General features: G+C 58.8%; 15 protein-coding genes. 3 read left to right on the plus strand and 12 right to left on the minus strand.

The genetic code is table 11. From position 1 onward, the window contains the following. Positions 1 to 45: 45 nt before the first annotated feature. The 11 genes from Q0746_RS03305 to Q0746_RS03355 form a co-directional block, all read right to left on the minus strand. Positions 46 to 1,083, minus strand: coding sequence for a serine hydrolase (locus tag Q0746_RS03305; protein ID WP_298257169.1), 1,038 nt, complete (start codon positions 1,081 to 1,083; stop codon positions 46 to 48). A 93-nt stretch (positions 1,084 to 1,176) separates the two neighbouring features. Continuing rightward, positions 1,177 to 1,848 carry a hypothetical protein gene (locus Q0746_RS03310; protein ID WP_298257171.1) on the minus strand — a complete coding sequence of 224 codons (672 nt, stop codon included), beginning with the start codon at positions 1,846 to 1,848 and terminating at the stop codon, positions 1,177 to 1,179. Then, positions 1,848 to 2,624 carry a crotonase/enoyl-CoA hydratase family protein gene (locus tag Q0746_RS03315; RefSeq protein WP_298257173.1) on the minus strand — a complete coding sequence of 259 codons (777 nt, stop codon included), beginning with the start codon at positions 2,622 to 2,624 and terminating at the stop codon, positions 1,848 to 1,850. The genes Q0746_RS03310 and Q0746_RS03315 overlap by 1 nt, the downstream gene beginning before the upstream one ends. Before the next feature lie 12 nt (positions 2,625 to 2,636). Then, on the minus strand, positions 2,637 to 3,479 hold the full coding sequence (locus tag Q0746_RS03320; protein WP_298257175.1) for a hydroxymethylglutaryl-CoA lyase: 843 nt from the start codon (positions 3,477 to 3,479) through the stop codon (positions 2,637 to 2,639). Further along, positions 3,476 to 4,132 carry a glutathione S-transferase family protein gene (locus Q0746_RS03325; RefSeq protein WP_298257177.1) on the minus strand — a complete coding sequence of 219 codons (657 nt, stop codon included), beginning with the start codon at positions 4,130 to 4,132 and terminating at the stop codon, positions 3,476 to 3,478. The genes Q0746_RS03320 and Q0746_RS03325 overlap by 4 nt, the downstream gene beginning before the upstream one ends. Then, entirely contained in the window at positions 4,125 to 6,065 is a 1,941-nt protein-coding gene (locus Q0746_RS03330; protein WP_298257179.1) for a biotin carboxylase N-terminal domain-containing protein, read from the minus strand. The genes Q0746_RS03325 and Q0746_RS03330 overlap by 8 nt, the downstream gene beginning before the upstream one ends. A gap of 138 nt (positions 6,066 to 6,203) precedes the next feature. After that, positions 6,204 to 7,802, minus strand: coding sequence for a carboxyl transferase domain-containing protein (locus tag Q0746_RS03335; RefSeq protein WP_298257181.1), 1,599 nt, complete (start codon positions 7,800 to 7,802; stop codon positions 6,204 to 6,206). A 19-nt stretch (positions 7,803 to 7,821) separates the two neighbouring features. Then, complete coding sequence (locus Q0746_RS03340) at positions 7,822 to 8,301, minus strand: hypothetical protein (RefSeq protein ID WP_298257183.1); 480 nt, start codon at positions 8,299 to 8,301, stop codon at positions 7,822 to 7,824. Positions 8,302 to 8,420: 119 nt separating this feature from the next. Then, the gene (locus Q0746_RS03345) at positions 8,421 to 9,584 is read right to left on the minus strand and encodes an isovaleryl-CoA dehydrogenase (protein ID WP_298257185.1); all 1,164 of its coding nucleotides are present in this window, start codon (positions 9,582 to 9,584) and stop codon (positions 8,421 to 8,423) included. An 829-nt stretch (positions 9,585 to 10,413) separates the two neighbouring features. Further along, positions 10,414 to 11,634, minus strand: coding sequence for an aminotransferase class I/II-fold pyridoxal phosphate-dependent enzyme (locus tag Q0746_RS03350; protein WP_298258041.1), 1,221 nt, complete (start codon positions 11,632 to 11,634; stop codon positions 10,414 to 10,416). A gap of 56 nt (positions 11,635 to 11,690) precedes the next feature. Then, the gene (locus Q0746_RS03355) at positions 11,691 to 12,356 is read right to left on the minus strand and encodes an HAD-IA family hydrolase (protein WP_298257187.1); all 666 of its coding nucleotides are present in this window, start codon (positions 12,354 to 12,356) and stop codon (positions 11,691 to 11,693) included. A 121-nt stretch (positions 12,357 to 12,477) separates the two neighbouring features. Between Q0746_RS03355 and glmU the strand changes: the two genes are divergently transcribed. The 3 genes from glmU to Q0746_RS03370 are packed head-to-tail and all read left to right on the plus strand — an operon-like array spanning position 12,478 to position 16,340. Continuing rightward, the gene (gene glmU, locus Q0746_RS03360) at positions 12,478 to 13,833 is read left to right on the plus strand and encodes a bifunctional UDP-N-acetylglucosamine diphosphorylase/glucosamine-1-phosphate N-acetyltransferase GlmU (protein ID WP_298257189.1); all 1,356 of its coding nucleotides are present in this window, start codon (positions 12,478 to 12,480) and stop codon (positions 13,831 to 13,833) included. Further along, positions 13,834 to 15,657 carry a glutamine--fructose-6-phosphate transaminase (isomerizing) gene (glmS, locus tag Q0746_RS03365; protein ID WP_298257191.1) on the plus strand — a complete coding sequence of 608 codons (1,824 nt, stop codon included), beginning with the start codon at positions 13,834 to 13,836 and terminating at the stop codon, positions 15,655 to 15,657. Beyond that, the gene (locus Q0746_RS03370; protein WP_298257193.1) at positions 15,654 to 16,340 is read left to right on the plus strand and encodes a DNA alkylation repair protein; all 687 of its coding nucleotides are present in this window, start codon (positions 15,654 to 15,656) and stop codon (positions 16,338 to 16,340) included. Before glmS ends, Q0746_RS03370 begins: the two co-directional genes overlap by 4 nt. On the opposite strand, the gene Q0746_RS03375 is transcribed toward Q0746_RS03370, so the two are convergent. Beyond that, positions 16,337 to 16,861 (minus strand): hypothetical protein, encoded by a 525-nt coding sequence (locus Q0746_RS03375; protein ID WP_298257195.1) that lies wholly within the window; start codon positions 16,859 to 16,861, stop codon positions 16,337 to 16,339. The two genes, Q0746_RS03370 and Q0746_RS03375, sit on opposite strands and share 4 nt — an antisense overlap. Between the last annotated feature and the right edge of the window lie 79 nt (positions 16,862 to 16,940).

Raw genomic sequence — 16,940 nt, forward strand, 5'->3', positions numbered from 1 at the left:
GCAACCTTAGCGGAAGAACCCGCCCCAAGGAACGGGTCAAATTCGCTACTTTCCCCGTAAAATCGGTGCAAGGTAATCCGTCACGACCTTGACCGGCAGCTGCCACGCCTCCGGATCGTTGTAGCGCCCTGCAAAGGCCACGAAAACCAGCCCCAGTTTCTTGTTGATAGAGAACCGCTGCCCGCCATTGCCGAAGCCTGCACTCCACGCTGGCGGATCACTTGGCGCAAGCCACCAATGCAAGCCGTATTGCAAGGGCGGTGCTTGCACATTCGGGGATTGCGCGGCCGCAAGCCAGTCTTTCGGGATGATCTGTTGGCCACGCCAATTTCCATCTTGCAGAACGAGCTGCCCAATCTTCGCCAAATCCTGCGCCCGTAACCGCAGACCAGATGCCGCGGACGGGATGCCGTCTTCGCCGCCTAGCCACTCAAAGCGGTCAATCCCGAGCGGTGCAAACAGCCGCTCCTTGGCGAATTGATCCAAGGGCATCGCAGCCCCTCGCGAAACAAGCGCCCCCAACACGGCTGTGGCACCTCCATTATAGATGAACCCCGCTCCTGGCTCCGAGATTATCGGGCGTTCCAACACGAAGCGGATGCGGTCGGGTGCCTGTTCCATAGCGATTTCGCTGTTGGCCGCGCTGGTGTAAGGCAGGTCCTCGTTCCACTCGATCCCCATCTGCATGCTCAGCACGTGGCGGATCAAAATTCTTTGACGGTCTGGGTCGGAAGCCAAATCTTCATATTCCGGAAATTGCGCAACAAGCGGCGCGTCTAGGTCCGGCACAATTCCTTCCGACAAGGCAATGCCATACAACAGACCTGTGATGACTTTCGAAACCGAGCGAAGGTCATGCAATTCTTCCGGCCCATGCTGCACCGGTCCCAAGTCTTGCCCCCACCGCTGATCCACACCTTCAAAGTAGCTTTCGGCCAAAGGTTCGCCATGTTGAAGGACATAGACGGCATGCAGCCCCTCCAGCTCCCCCGCGGCGAAGGCTTCCTTCAAGGCATCATCCATTGGTCCCGCTGAGGCGGACGCCGTCATCATAGTAAAGGCAAAAATTAGCGGCCTGATCATACGCATCATCCCAAATCACTTTGAGGCAGTTTTCCAACGCGGCATGCCACATGTCAAAGCCAAGAGCGGCCCGATCCCCTAGGCCAATTCCTTCTAATCCAATTCTTTCAGCGCGCGAGAAAGTTGTTTGCCAGCGCGCGCTGGAAGGTTGGCCAAAGCGGTCTCTGTGGCAATGTTCTGGCGCGTCACAAACACTGCCAACGCGTGGGCGCGCGTCGACTGCCTCATGTATCCTTGCCATCCAGCTTGGTCCGCCCCCGTCATCTGGATCACCCCAAGCCCAGCCGCGATAACATATAGATCAGTTGCGAGTTCCTCCGCTGGCTCACCGCCCGGCCAATCACGCATCGTTCGCGCCATACGTTGGTGCATCAGCTCATGCGCCAGCATAGAGATCAAGGCCATGGGACGACGGATCAGCGTCGGGTCATATCGGATCAGCCCGCCCTCATGGTCACCCTGCCAAGTTCCCGCAACATCACTTGTCACACCATATTGGTGACGCAGCTCATCGGGCAGCACCTCAAGCGGAGCGATCGATATATCCAGATCATCCACCCCGAGCATGGGTTTGAGGTTATCAACCAGCCCAGCGACGACTTCATCAGCAGACCCCTTTGGGGCGGGAAAGTAGTCTTTGGTTGGCAGTATCAGGGGCGTTTGAGGTGTCAAAATGCCGTTGTCTTCGGCCCAGTCAAAACTGTCCTCGATCCAGCCTTGCATGTCTTCGCTAACATCATAGCTGGCTTTGAACAGTCCAAACACTAACTAACCCAACTGGCCTTTCGCTTATCAAAGAAGGCCGCAATCCCTTCAGCGCTTTCGGCACTCTCCCAACGAGTCACCAAAGCCTGAATCGAATGCGCCACCTCTGTTTGCCCCGGGGCGCCACCCAGATGCAAGGCCAAAGCTTTGGCTTCTGCCACCGCCCCGGGGGCGCAGGACAGATAGGGTTTGATTTCGGCCTCGACGTCGGCATCAAGATCGGTGGAGACAGAAGCAACAACCCCGAGGGCCTTTGCTTCTTCGGCTCCAAACACTCGGCTGGACATGAACACCCGTCGCGCGTTGCCCTCGCCCATGCGAGCGATCACATATGGCCCGATCGTGGCAGGGATCAACCCCAGCTTGGTTTCGGTCAGCCCGAATTTGGTGTCGGGCCCGCAGATCGCCACGTCACAGACACAAGCCAAGCCAACGCCGCCTCCGAAGGCGGCCCCCTCAACGCGTCCGATCACTGGTTTGGGCAAAGCATTCCAAGCGCCAAGCATAGAGGCCAGCTTGCCGGCCTCGCGCCCGCGTGTCTCGCCATCCGCGTCAATCTGCGCGCGCATCCAGTTCAAATCCCCGCCCGCGCAAAACAACGCTCCGGCGCCACGCAAAACGACCGCGCGCACATCCGCATCCGCCGCCAGCTTTGCCGCACAATCGGTAAGCTCCGCAATCATTTCACCCGACATGGCGTTGCGCTTATCCGGACGGTTCAGCGTCACAGTGGCCACGCCGCGGTCGTCTCTTTCGATCAACAGGGTTTCATACATGTTTTCAGTCCTCTATCCGCGCATGGCTTGGGCCATTTGGCCTGCCCGCGCTATTATCTTCGCATCCAATCCGGTGGCGTATCCTGCGTCCTCAACATGAGCCAACACGGCTTCCGTCGCGACATTGCCCGCAGCCCCTGGCGCATAGGGGCAGCCCCCTAACCCGCCAACTGCGGCATCAAACACGCGTACCCCGTGCAGCAAAGCCACGTCGATGTTTTGCAAAGCCCGACCGGAGGTGTCATGGAAATGACCTGCCAGTTTTCGGGCGTCGCACACCTCCAGCACTGCGTTGAGCATCGCGTCAATTTGTTCTGGCTCTGCCTGCCCGATCGTGTCCCCCAACGAGACCTCGTAGCAGCCCATCGCAAAGAGTTTTTCCACCACTCTGGCCACATCCGCCGGATCGGTTGGCCCGTCAAAGGGACAATCCGCGACACAAGAGACATAGCCGCGCACCGGCATAGGGGCTGCCTCCATGATGGGTACGAAACGGGTGATGCTCTCCTCGATCGTTGCATTGACATTGGCCTTGGAGAACCCCTCGGACGCGCTGGCGAACACCGCAACTTCGTCCGCTTTGGCCAAAATGGCCCCCTCCAACCCGCGCATATTCGGGGTAAGGGCCGCGTAGGACACGCGATCAGCGCGGTTGATGCCCGCAAGAACATCGGCGCTATCGGCCATCTGTGGTACCCATTTCGGGGAGACGAAACTGGCCACCTCGATGCGTTTAAACCCAGCCGAGGAGAGCGTGTCCACCAAGGCAATTTTGTCCGACGTGGCGATTTGCGCTTTCTCGTTTTGCAAACCGTCGCGGGGGCCAACTTCAAATATCTCAACCGTGTTTCTCATGTCGGAACCTCAAAGAATTCTCGGGGGTAAAGCCTGTCGTCCACCGGCGGCAAAGAGGCTAGAAATGCTGGGCGTTCACGGATGCGGGCGTACCAGCTTGCCACCATCGGGAAGCCCTCAAGTTTGGTGAAATGCTGCGCCGAATAGACCGAATACCCGCAAGAAACATCCGCAGCCGAAAAGCCGCTATCCAATAGGTATTCGCGCCCATCGAGGCGCCGCTCCAACGCGCCGTAGCATTTTCCGATCCGCGCGGCCTCCAGCTTCATCACGATGGGGCTACGCATGTGATCCTCATAAAGCGCCACATGCTGTTGGGTGAGTGCGGCGCAATGCTGGGTAATTGTTTCGGCAAAATGCACCCAGACCAGCCAATCCGCGCGCTCTGGGTGACCTGCTTCGCGCCCCATGCCTGCCTCGGGGAACATTTCGCACAGATATTGGGTGATTGCCCCCGTCTCGAACAGCGTTTGCCCCCCGATCTCCAGCGCAGGAACACGGCCCGAGGGGTTCAACTTCAGGTAGTCCTCCGAACGCAGGTTCTTCCCAAATGCGTGCACCACCGTTTTGAAGGGCACACCCAATTCATGAAGCAACCACAAACTGCGCATCGAGCGCGTTTGATGCGCATGGTGGAGGGTGACCTCAGTCATCACCCAGTTCCAAACGGACCAATGCAACGCCAGCCGTCACTTGATCCCCCGCGGACGCCATCACCTCGATGACTGTGCCATCGGCCTCTGCGCGCAGGGCGTGTTCCATTTTCATGGCCTCCAGAACCAGCAGCCGGTCGCCCGCTTTGACCTGAGCGCCCGCAGCGACATCCACGACCCGCACCAAGCCCGGCATAGGAGCACGGGTGACCCCGTCGCCCGCCCCCTGATCCGCATCACGCGCGAGTGGGTCGGGAACTGTAAAGGCGTATGTGTCGCCCCAAAACACTGCCCCTTGATTGCCGTTGCACCAAACAGCGGCGGCAATCTTGGTGCCATCGATCCCCCAAGCCTGCCCGTCATGGGTCAACTCATGGGTGGCGTCAGGCAAGGTCACTTTGAACCGCGTGCCCGATAGGGTTTCAACGCGCGCCTCTTCGGCGTCCTCGAAGGCAAAATGGGCAATTTGCTCCACCCCGCCCCACAGGGACTGACCTGCGAAATCTGGCAAATCTTGTGCGTGATGCAGCCCCAAAGACGCCGCAGCCGCCAACGCCCGCGTCTTGGAGCATGGGGCCGCTTGGGCGATCAGCGCGTCTAGATCGCGCTCAATCAGGCCCGTGTCGACATCACCGGCCGCAAAGCCTTCGTGCAAGGACAGCGCCGCGAGGAAGCCGATATTGGTGACTGTGCCGCCAATTTGCGTGGCCTTCAACGCATGCGTCAACTGACCCAATGCTGTTGCCCGATCCGGCCCATGCACGGTCAATTTGGCAATCATCGGGTCATAATGCGGGCTGATTTCGTCGCCTTGGCGCACGCCGGTATCAATGCGCGCGCCTTGCGCGAACTGCAACCGGTGCAACACGCCTGTGGCTGGCAAGAACCCCGCAGGGACATCCTCGGCATAGATACGGGCCTCAAAGGAATGCCCCGTGATCGACAGGTCTTCTTGTTTGACCGGCAGGCCTTCTCCCGAGGCCACACGCAATTGCCATTCCACCAAATCAACACCAGTGATGGCTTCTGTGACGGGATGCTCGACCTGAAGACGGGTGTTCATTTCCATGAAGTAAAAGCGGTCCGCGTGAAGCCCGTCGGATGCATCAACGATAAACTCGACCGTCCCTGCGCCCGCATATCCCACGGCTTCTGCTGCGCGAACGGCGGCTTGCCCCATGGCGTCCCGCATCTCGGGTGTCATGCCAGGTGCAGGGGCTTCCTCAATGACCTTTTGGTGGCGGCGTTGCAGCGAGCAGTCGCGCTCGAACAAATGCACGGCCTGCTTGCCGTCGCCAAAGACCTGCACTTCGATGTGGCGCGGTGTGGTGACATATTTCTCGATCAGGACTGCGGCATTACCAAAGGCCTTTTGTGCCTCGGTCTGCGCGGCCTCCAACTCTTGAGCGAAGTCCTTCGCCGCGTCCACGCGGCGCATCCCCTTGCCGCCGCCACCCGCGACCGCCTTGATCAAAACAGGATAGCCAATTTTGTCGGCCTCGGCAGCCAGATTGTCCTGCGCGGCTTCGTGATAGCCTGGCACCACAGGGACCCCCGCCTCGACCATCAAGGCCTTGGCTGCATCCTTCAATCCCATTGCACGGATCGCCTCCGCCGAAGGGCCGATAAAGCGAAGACCCGCCGCCTCCACGGCCTCTACGAAGTCGGGGTTTTCCGACAAAAAGCCGTAGCCCGGGTGAATGCCTTGAGCGCCCGTAGCCTGCGCCGCCGCAATGATTGCGTCCCCACGCAGGTAGCTTTCCGCTGGTGTGGCCCCCCCCAGCGAGATGGCTTCATCCGCCAAGGCGACGTGACGCGACTGCGCATCCACATCCGAATGAACCGCGACGGTGCCCACGCCCAAGCGGCGACAGGTGTCGATGATGCGGCAAGCGATTTCACCACGGTTGGCGATTAGGATTTTGTTAAACATTTATGCGCGTCCCAATGATGCAAGAGCAGGCCCTGCGGACCCGCCGCTGGCCTGAGCGGAACAAAGGGGCTCGAAGCCGCTTTGGGCCGCCCCCTTGTTGGTGAAAGGGTATGACTGAGTGAGGTGACGATGCATTCTCTACATCCGGAACACGCCGAAACGTGTCTCCTCGATTGGGGCATTCAGGGCCGCACGCAAGGACAATGCCAGCACGTCGCGTGCCTTACGCGGATCAACGACACCGTCATCCCACAGCCGCGCCGACGCATAGAGCGGATGCGATTGCTCCTCAAACATATCAATAGTTGGCTGCTTGAAGGTGGCCTCTTCTTCTTCCGACCATGTGCCACCCTTGCGCTCGATACCGTCGCGCTTCACCGTGGCCAGCACACCCGCGGCCTGCGGCCCCCCCATGACCGAAATCCGGCTATTGGGCCATGACCACATAAAGCGCGGCTGGTAAGCCCGCCCCGACATGCCGTAGTTACCGGCCCCGAAAGAGCCGCCCACAACCATCGTAATTTTCGGCACCGAAGTCGTTGCCACCGCCGTGACCATCTTGGCCCCGTGGCGTGCGATACCTTCGTTTTCATACTGCTGCCCGACCATGAAGCCGGTAATGTTTTGCAAGAACACCAAGGGGATACGGCGTTGCGAGCAAAGCTCCACGAAATGCGCGCCCTTTTGGGCCGCTTCCGAGAACAGCACACCGTTATTCGCGATGATCCCCACCTGCATGCCGCAGATATGGGCAAAGCCAGTGACCAAGGTCTCCCCGTAGCGCTTCTTGAACTCGTCAAAGCGCGAGCCATCGACCACACGGGCGATCACCTCGCGAATGTCGTAAGGGGTTGTCAGCGAGGCAGGCACCACACCCAGCAACTCTGAAGGGTCGTATAACGGCGCGTCGTAAGTGGCCTCCGCCCCATCCACAGAGCCGCCCAAGTTCCCCACCGCCTGACGCGCCAATGCAAGAGCATGAGCATCATCCTCAGCCAGATAATCCGCAACGCCAGACAAGCGCGTATGCACATCACCGCCGCCCAAGTCCTCGGCACTTACTACCTCGCCCGTGGCGGCCTTCACCAATGGCGGACCGGCCAGAAAAATCGTGCCTTGCTCTTTCACAATGATCGTCACATCAGACATGGCAGGCACATAGGCCCCGCCTGCGGTGCATGACCCCATCACAACCGCGATCTGCGCAATGCCCTTAGCTGACATCCGCGCCTGATTGTAAAAGATGCGCCCGAAGTGGTCGCGGTCTGGGAAAACCTCGTCTTGATTGGGCAGGTTCGCCCCGCCACTGTCCACCAGATAAACGCAAGGCAGGTGGTTTTCCTCTGCAATTTCTTGGGCGCGAAGATGCTTCTTTACCGTCATCGGGTAGTAGGTGCCGCCCTTAACCGTGGCGTCATTGCACACGACCATAACTTGGCGCCCCTGCACCAGCCCGATGCCCGCAATCACCCCTGCACAAGGGGCCGCACCACCGTAAAGCCCATGCGCCGCAGTGGCCCCGACTTCCAGAAACGGGGAGCCCGGATCCAGCAGGTTCGACACCCGATCGCGCGGCAGCATTTTGCCCCGCTTCAAGTGACGCTCACGAGAGCCTTCGCCCCCGCCAAGCGCTGCGGCACTGGCGGCATCTTTGATGACCCTTAAGGCCTCAAGATTTGCCGCTTCATTCGTGCGGAACGTCTCGGAACCGGCAGAAATATCAGAGGTTAGTTTCATGTTTGCGCCCTTAGATGCATTACTCTTTTAGCTCGCAATATCCTGCGGAGGATCGTCCCTCCAAGCAGGCTGCGAATTCGCCCGATAGGCCCGCCAGCTCGCTGATTTCACAGCCCAGCCGCGCACTCTCCGCGCCCGTGGTTTTCGCCTCGGCCACGTCTTGGCACTTCTGGACCACATAGCCCGTCCATTGCCCCATTAGGTCCAACAACTCCGAGGTGCCGCCGGTCGTCACGGCCTCGATCACTTCATCTTGCAGGGTCTGAACGGTGCCAGACCATTCTTCGCGAACCCCGCTGAGGCAGGTGGTATGCGCCAATGTGCCCACCTCATGAGACACGCAGGGTTGGAACATCAACTCCACGCATTGCGGCCATGTGGTGCCCGCCTCCATGGCTTCCAAACAGGCAAGAACAAGAACCTTGTCTTGCGCGATTGGGGTTTCGGCGGCGACGGCGGGGGTGGCCGCCATAGCAAGTACGAGAGGAAGATATTTCATTCGATGTCCTTCAAACCATGTTGAAAAGCGGGGATCCGCTTTCGTTCAAGTTTGGCCACCAGAGCACACCGCCCATGATCACTTCAACTTCATACGTCATTCGAGCGACCCCAAGCCTGCTACGCCATCGCTCCCATCAGCTCGCGCCCTACCAGCATGCGCCGGATCTCGGAGGTGCCTGCCCCAATCTCCATCAGCTTGGCATCACGGAACAAACGCGCCACGGGCGCATCGGCCAAGAACCCAGCGCCGCCCAGCGCCTGCACCGCTTGGTGCGCTTGGACCATCGCTTGCTCAGAGGCATAAAGGCAGCACGCAGCGGCATCCTGACGGGTGATCGCCCCGCGATCGCAGGCGCGGCCTGCCTCGTAAACATAAGCGCGTGCGGAGTTCATCGCGGTATACATGTCGGCAATCTTGCCCTGCATCAGCTGGAACGAGCCGATGGGTTGGCCAAACTGCTTGCGCTCCACCATATAAGGCATAACCTCATCCAGACAGGCGGCCATAATGCCGGTGCCGATGCCTGCCAAAACCACGCGTTCATAGTCCAAGCCCGACATCAGAACGCGGACCCCGCGCCCCTCTTCGCCCAGCACGTTTTCGAACGGGATTTCGACGTCATCAAAGATCAGCTCCGCGGTGTTTGAGCCGCGCATACCAAGCTTGTCAAAATGCGGTGACGTGGAGAACCCTTTCATGGATTTCTCGACGATAAAGGCGGTGATCCCCTTCGGGCCAGCCTCTGGGTCAGTCTTGGCGTAGACCACTAGCGTTGAGGCATCTGGGCCATTGGTGATCCAGTACTTATTGCCCGACAGGCGGTAATGGTCGTTGCGCTTTTCCGCCTTCAAGGACATGGAGACCACATCCGATCCGGCTCCGGCCTCTGACATTGCCAAGGCGCCAACATGCTCGCCTGACATTAGTCCGGGTAGATATTTTGCCTTTTGCTCGGGCGTCCCGTTCAATTTTATTTGGTTCACGCAAAGATTGGAATGTGCGCCGTAAGACAGCGACACCGATGCAGATGCCCGTGCGATTTCTTCCACGGCGACCACATGGGCAAGATAGCTCATCCCCGAGCCACCATCTTCCTCAGGCACGGTAATGCCAAGCAAACCCAGCGCGCCCATCTCGGTCCACAGATCAGCTGGAAACTCGTTTGACGCGTCAACTTCCGCGGCAATTGGCTTCACGCGATCTTGGGCCCAGCGGTGCACCATGTCACGCAAGGCATTGACGTCTTCCCCTAGGTCGAAATTCATCGAGGCATTAAACATGGCGTCACTTCCAGTTATTGAACATGTGTTCATATACTAGTCAGAGCCTTCGTGCCGGTCAACACCAACAATTGAATTGGCCGAGCAGACGGCCGGTTCAACAATCAACCGATTCTTAAGGAATTGTTCACCTCCGCTAACTAGAAAGGTAAGGAATCACATACCTTTTGGGCGCCCAATATCCCCTAAGTCATTGCCAAAGCACCATTAACCTTGCGCCACCGCGGGAAATTGCCTCACTTTCGACACAGTATCTGTTCCGAAGAAATGAGACCAAAAAATGATCTATCTAGCCTTCTACCGGGGAGAAGGTCGGCCGTTTAGCGATACTCTTGTAAAGTGGGTCACCCGCTCAGAGTTCTCGCATTGTGAGATATTAACTAGTTCCCGACCGCCCAAAACTGGAGAGACTCACCTCTGCGTTACTGCGCAAGGCAAGCATGGGGGCGTCTGTGTGCGTGAGCTTTATTTCCGCGAAGGCGCCTATGAATTTGTGCAAGTTCCGTGGGCCCCACATGACACCTTTGAGCGCGCTGCCCGCCACACAGGTCGGGGCTACGACTACTGGGGATTGCTGATGAGCCAGTTCATCAACCTGCGCAGACACGTACAAGACCGGTGGTTCTGCTCAAAGCTCTGCGCACAGGCGCTTGGGCTATCCGAAGCGCACACCTATTCCCCAGGTGATTTGAAACGCATCGTGGAGGAACACAACCGTGTCTACAGCATGGCGCATTTCACCACGCGCGAGGCGAGCGCGCTGCACGGGGTCAGCCCCTCTTTGGACAAGCGCCCACCGGCAAACACACCCTCTACGCCTGAAACCGGCCTATCCGCTCTGGCTCGCCAAAGCCGCGCGACCATGCAAAGCACGCGCTTCGCTTTGAATAATGCGGGCAATCAGGTCGCAATCCTCAACACTGAACGTCAAAGGCAGGCGCATATCCAACAAACCGGACAGGATTTCATCCGTCCGCGCCAAAGCTTGAGGCCGCGCGTAACGCCAACTGTCGTATCGCGAGGTGAAAGCGACTGGCTCGGCAGCTCCGAACCACTTCAACTCCACGCCGCGGGCGGCACAGCGAGAGGTAAACACCTCAATTTCGTCAACCGAGGCTTTCGGGAGCCGGAACTGGATAGATGAGCCAACAAAGACCCCACGCGGGTCGCGCTCGATGATGGATAGCCCGGGGGCATTGCGCAAACCGGCTTCCATCGCGGCGTAGCGGGCATTCCATGCCTCGACCTGCTGAGGCAGCTTTGCCAACTGCGGGCGCAAAATTGCGGCGCGCAGATTGTCCATCCGGCCCGATATATTCGGGGTGACATATTTCACCTGTTCGAATGCATCGGCAGGTGGGGAGGCAAGATGCCGTTCATAGAGCATATATGACCCCGACATGATTGTGGCCCGCGCCATGATCTGCGCATCGTCGGACACCATCAAACCACCTTCACCCGAGTTGACATGCTTATAGGTTTGGCAAGAGTAACACCCGATGATGCCGTGCCGCCCTGACGGGGTGCCCTTCCAGTCCGCCCCCATCGTGTGGGCGCAGTCCTCCACGACCAACACCCCAGAGGCGTCGCAGATATCCATCAACCGGTCCATGTCGCACAAATGCCCGCGCATATGGGACAACAGCAGGTATTTCGCGGCAGAGGCCTCAATTTGCGCCTCCAGGTCATCCAGATCAATGGTCAGATTGTCGGCTGTCTCGACGAACAATGGCTCCGCCCCAAGCGAAGCAATCGCCCCGGGCACCGGCGCCAATGTGAACCCGTTGGACAGAACCGTGTCACCGGCCTTAACCCCTATTGCACGCAATGCGCAGCCAATCGCATAGCCACCCGACGCCACGGCAAGTGCGTATTTCGCACCGGTAAACGCTGCGAATTCCTGCTCCAGCAAGGCCGTCTCGCCATGTTCTGCATCGGTCACATTGTAACGGTGAAGCCGCCCATGCTGCAAAACCGCCATCGCAGCGGCGATACCCTCCTCCGGAATAGGCTCTTGCTGGGTAAAGCTGCCGTCAAAAACTTCAAACATCATCTAGGCCTTTTCGAATTCTGCAGCCCTGACCTTGGGGGGGGGCTGAATAACAGTCAAGCGATCAGGCGCGACACAATTTCCTCCAACTCGTCAAAGTGAGACATCAACGCCTCGGGCTTCAAGGCCGCGACGTCAAAATCCCCGGGCCCGAAGGTCACTAAAATAGAGGGCACACCCGCATGGGTGGAGGTATCTCGGTCGGTTTTCGTATCCCCCACCAGAACCGAACGCGCAACCTCCCCACCTGCCCGCTTCACGGCTTCGATATAAGGGCTGGGATCTGGCTTGCGGACAGGTAGGGTGTCGGCCCCCACGAGGCTATGAAAGACGTCGCGGAACGCCAGCTCTGCCATCAATTGCTCGGCCAGACCTTCCGGCTTGTTGGTGCAAATGCCGACCTTATAGCCCGCGTCACGCAATCGGATGACCGCCTCGCGCGCGCCGGGATACAATTTGGTATGGCGCGCGATATCCGCCCCATAGGCTTTCAAAAGGACAGGATACTGCGCGTCAATATCCTCCGAGCTATACGCAACACCCAAGCGCTCGAACCCCAAGGTCAGCATGGCTCGCCCGCCGCGCAACGCAGTTCCCGCGTCCGTCTCCGCCCGAAGCACATCGCCGTGCCCCAACCCGCGAAAGCAGGCGTTCGCCGCCGCCAGCAGGTCACCGCTGGTATCGGCTAAGGTCCCGTCCAAATCGAAAATAACCGTGCGCATAAATGTCTCCTGTAACGTGACGAAACCTGTTGTGACGCAGGCGCACCTTGCGCTGCAGCACGATACCGATAGAACGGGGCCAACAAGAAGGAAAGGCCGGGCAACCGGAAAGGTCCCATACGTGAACAGTAATTCTATCGCCCTCGTTTTGCTGGCCGCTGGTCAAGGCAGCCGCATGAACTCCAATCTTCCAAAGGTATTGCACCAGATCGGCGCAGCCCCTCTTGCGGTTCACGCTCTGCGCGCGGCCACGGCATTGGAACCTGAAAAGACCGTCATCGTCACCGGACATGGCGCGGATCAGGTCGAAGATAGCCTGTCAAAACACCACGACGACCTCGTTTTCGCCCGCCAGACCGAGCAAAATGGCACCGCCCATGCGGTCGACCAAGCCCGTTCGGCGCTTGAGGGCTTTGAAGGCGATGCGGTCATTCTATACGGCGACACCCCTTTTGTGTCGGGCGAAACATTGCAAAACATGAAAGACGCCCGTGCAACGGCTGACGTCGTAGTACTAGGCTTCAACGCCAAAGATCCGGGCCGATATGGTCGCCTGATCGTGACAGATGGCGCGTTGGATGAAATCGTCGAAGCCAAAGACGCCACCCCTGCGCAGTTAAAGGTCACCCTGTGCAACTCCGGCGTCGTGATGTGCAAATCATCTGTGTTGTTCGAGCTGATCGCGGAAGTCGGCAACGACAATGCCTCTGAGGAGTACTACCTCACCGACATCATCGGCCTCGCCCGCGCGCGTGGGTTAACCGCCACAGCCGTCACATGTGACGAAGCCGAAACACTGGGCATCAACACCCGGCAGGAACTCGCCGCCGCCGAAGCGGCCTTTCAGGCCAGAATGCGTCACCTCGCCATGGAGGATGGCGTGTCCTTGGCGCAGCCAGACAGCACCTATTTCGCCTATGATACGGTTTTGGGCCGTGACGCGGTGATTGGCCCGAATGTGGTCTTTGGCCCAGAAGTCACTGTTGAATCAGGGGCCGAGATCAAGGCCTTTAGTCATCTTGAAGGCTGCCATGTAGCACAAGGCGCTGTCGTTGGCCCCTTTGCCCGCCTACGCCCCGGTGCGGAGCTGGAGGAAGGTTCCAAAGTCGGAAACTTCGTCGAAATCAAGAACGCCACGCTGGCCGAAGGGGCCAAGGTCAACCACCTGTCATATGTGGGCGACGCGCATGTCGGCTCTGGGGCCAACATTGGCGCAGGGACCATCACCTGCAACTATGACGGGGTGTTCAAACACCGCACGACAATCGGCGCAGGTGCGTTTATCGGGTCGAACACCTTGCTGGTCGCCCCTGTGGATGTGGGGGTCGACGCCATGACCGGCTCTGGAACCGTGGTAACCGAAGACGTGCCCGACGGGGATTTGGCCCTGTCGCGGGTGCGCCAAACAAACAAGACGGGCCTCGCACGCAAGCTGATGCAAATGCTGCGAGCCAAAAAGCAAAAGAAGGACGCGTAAATGTGCGGAATTGTTGGAGTTCTCGGAACTCATGAAGTTGCCCCGATCATTGTCGAGGCCCTAAAGCGCCTCGAGTATCGCGGCTATGACAGCGCTGGCATTGCGACCGTGAACGACGGGGCGCTTGATCGCCGCCGTGCTGTTGGCAAGCTGGTCAATCTGTCTGACCTGTTGGTCCACGAACCATTGGCGGGCAAATCCGGCATCGGCCACACCCGTTGGGCCACCCATGGCGCCCCTACGGTTGAGAATGCACATCCGCATCAATCCGGCCCTGTTGCCGTGGTGCACAACGGGATTATCGAGAACTTCAAGGACCTGCGCGCTGACCTTGCCAAAGATGGCTTCACGAGTGAAACCGACACAGACACTGAAACCATTGTCATGTTGGCCCGCCGCTTTCTAGACCAAGGCCTGCCCCCGCGTGACGCGGCAGAGCAGACGATTGCGCTGCTGGACGGCGCATTTGCGCTATGTTTCTTGTTCCACGGCGAAGACGACCTGATGATTGCAGCGCGCAAGGGGTCTCCATTGGCTGTGGGACATGGAGACGGGGAAATGTACGTGGGCTCTGACGCGATTGCGCTGGCTCCGATGACCAACCGCATCACCTATCTTGAGGAAGGCGACCGCGCCGTCCTGACCCGCAACAGCTTGGAAATCTATGACGCCAAAGGAAAGCTGTCCAACCGCAAGATGAAAACAATCGCGGTGGACGAAGCGCGAATTGAAAAGGCGGGCCACAAGCACTTCATGGCAAAGGAAATCGCCGAGCAACCCGTCGTGCTGGCCGACGCTTTGCGCGCTTATAGCAGCGCCGATGCCAAAGGCATTGAACTGCCGAGCGGCACTATCGACTTCACCAAATGCGACCGCATAACAATGGTTGCTTGCGGGACTGCCAATCTTGCCTGCCAAGTGGCCAAATACTGGTTTGAGCAAATCGCAGGCCTGCCTGTCGACGTCGACATCGCATCGGAGTACCGATACCGCCAGCCGGTGATCTCGGATAAATCATACGCGCTGTTCGTTTCTCAATCGGGTGAGACCGCGGACACTCTGGCCGCCCTGCGCTACGCCAAAGGTCGGGCCGCAATGATTTTGTCGGTGGTCAATGTGCCCGAAAGCTCCATCGCACGAGAAAGCGATCTGGCGCTGCCAATTATGGCCGGCGTCGAAGTGGGCGTGGCCTCTACCAAGGCCTTCACCTGCCAGTTGCTGGCCCTCGCAACGCTGGCCCTTAAGGCCGGTCACCAACGTGGCCATCTGGATGACGCAGCCTTGACCAAGCACATGGAAGAATTGAACCTTCTGCCTGGCATATTGAACCAGTCCTTAACGCTTGAGAAAGCAATCAAACGCATTGCGCGCAAAATTGCTTCTGCGCAGGATGTGCTATTCTTGGGTCGCGGTCCGATGTATCCGCTGGCGCTGGAAGGCGCACTTAAACTCAAAGAAATCAGCTACATACATGCTGAAGGTTACGCATCAGGCGAACTAAAACACGGCCCCATAGCGCTGATCGACAAGACAGTGCCCGTGGTTGTCATGGCCCCAACGGACGAGTTGTTCGACAAAACTGTGTCCAACATGCAAGAGGTGATGGCGCGCGGCGGCAAGGTGGTGTTGATCACGGATGCGGCAGGCGCAAAGGAGGCCAGCGACGGCGTCTGGGAAACCGTCATCATGCCCAGCATCAGCCCGTTTCTTGCCCCTATCCTCTATGCGGTTCCGGCCCAGCTTTTGGCCTATCACACCGCTGTTGCAAAAGGCACCGATGTGGACCAACCCCGTAACCTAGCAAAATCAGTGACTGTAGAATGACACCGCAAGACGCGATCTCGCATCTCGAACGCATGGCCGACGCCTCCAAGGCGGCCAGCCTCGCTGAGTATCACGGCGTGGAACGCCCTTACCTTGGCGTCGCCTCATCCGAGTTGGACACACTTGCCAAAGACTGGCGCGGTGACGATTTATCCGCCCGCCTTGCGCTTGCAAAAGGCCTGTGGGACAGCAACATCTTTGAGGCCCGCATTTGTGCGGCCAAACTTCTGACCCAAGCGCGCATCCGCCCCGATGATGCCCCCGCGTGGGACATGCTGGTGAGCTGGCTCGAAGATGTGGATTGTGTGGCCATTGCAGATCAACTTTCGAATGCGGCATCAAAGCGCGTGGTGTGGGATACGACGCGCCTGAGCCAAATGGACGAATGGGTCGGCGCGCCGAATGTCTGGACCCGCCGCGCCTTGCTGACGTTCACGCAACCCTGGACAAAGCAAAACCGGTCCAAACTGGCCGATGAGGCGGTCCGGGATCGGGTTTTGGAATGGGCCGCCATTTTGGCAGAGGATCACGACCCGCTGATCCAACGCGCAATTGCGTGGTGGTTACGTGACCTGTCGCGCCATGATGCACCACGCGTACAGGCCTTCTTGGAAGAACACGGTGAGCGTATGACCAGATCGGGGCGCCGTGAGGCCGCCCAGATGCTGAAACGTCAAAGCTAGCTTTTGGAAACCTTGAGGCTGGCCAAATCGGTCAGCCCAAGGTTCAACCCTCGCATCGCTGCCAATGAGATACGGCTGCCCGCGGATGATGGCCCGTCAATCGGGATCAGTTTCAGCTGAACGACCGCCCCGCTTTCTGTCTCGACCGAGCCTTGTGTTTCGGTCTCGACCAAAGGTGTTCGAAGCCAAAACCCCTGCTCTGTCGGGTCGCCCAAGCTGGCGATTGTGGTGCCCAGAAAGGTTGCGCCGGCGGGTGCGGTAGATGCTGCCTGTTTTTCGGCGGTTGTGGATTTGTCCAATGACGCTGCGTTTTGCCCAACAGCCCCGACCTCTACCACCGAGGGCTCGGAAGGCGCAGACACGTCAGGTTCCGCCGGTGGATCAATCGCGCTGAGCGGCTCTTCAGATGCGGGCTCTTCGGCAGGCGGTTTTTTCTTCAATGCTTCGAACGGGTTGCTGAACGTTTCCCCACAAGCGGAAAGCGACAGGATCAGGGCGAAGGTGAGTATCAGATGCTTCATGACAAAAACGTTACCCGCATTTATATAAGTCATCAACGACCTTAGGCGGGTTGTCGCGGGCTGTCGCGCACACTACCTT

It is taken from the genome of uncultured Litoreibacter sp. (assembly GCF_947487515.1).
Lineage (GTDB): Bacteria > Pseudomonadota > Alphaproteobacteria > Rhodobacterales > Rhodobacteraceae > Litoreibacter.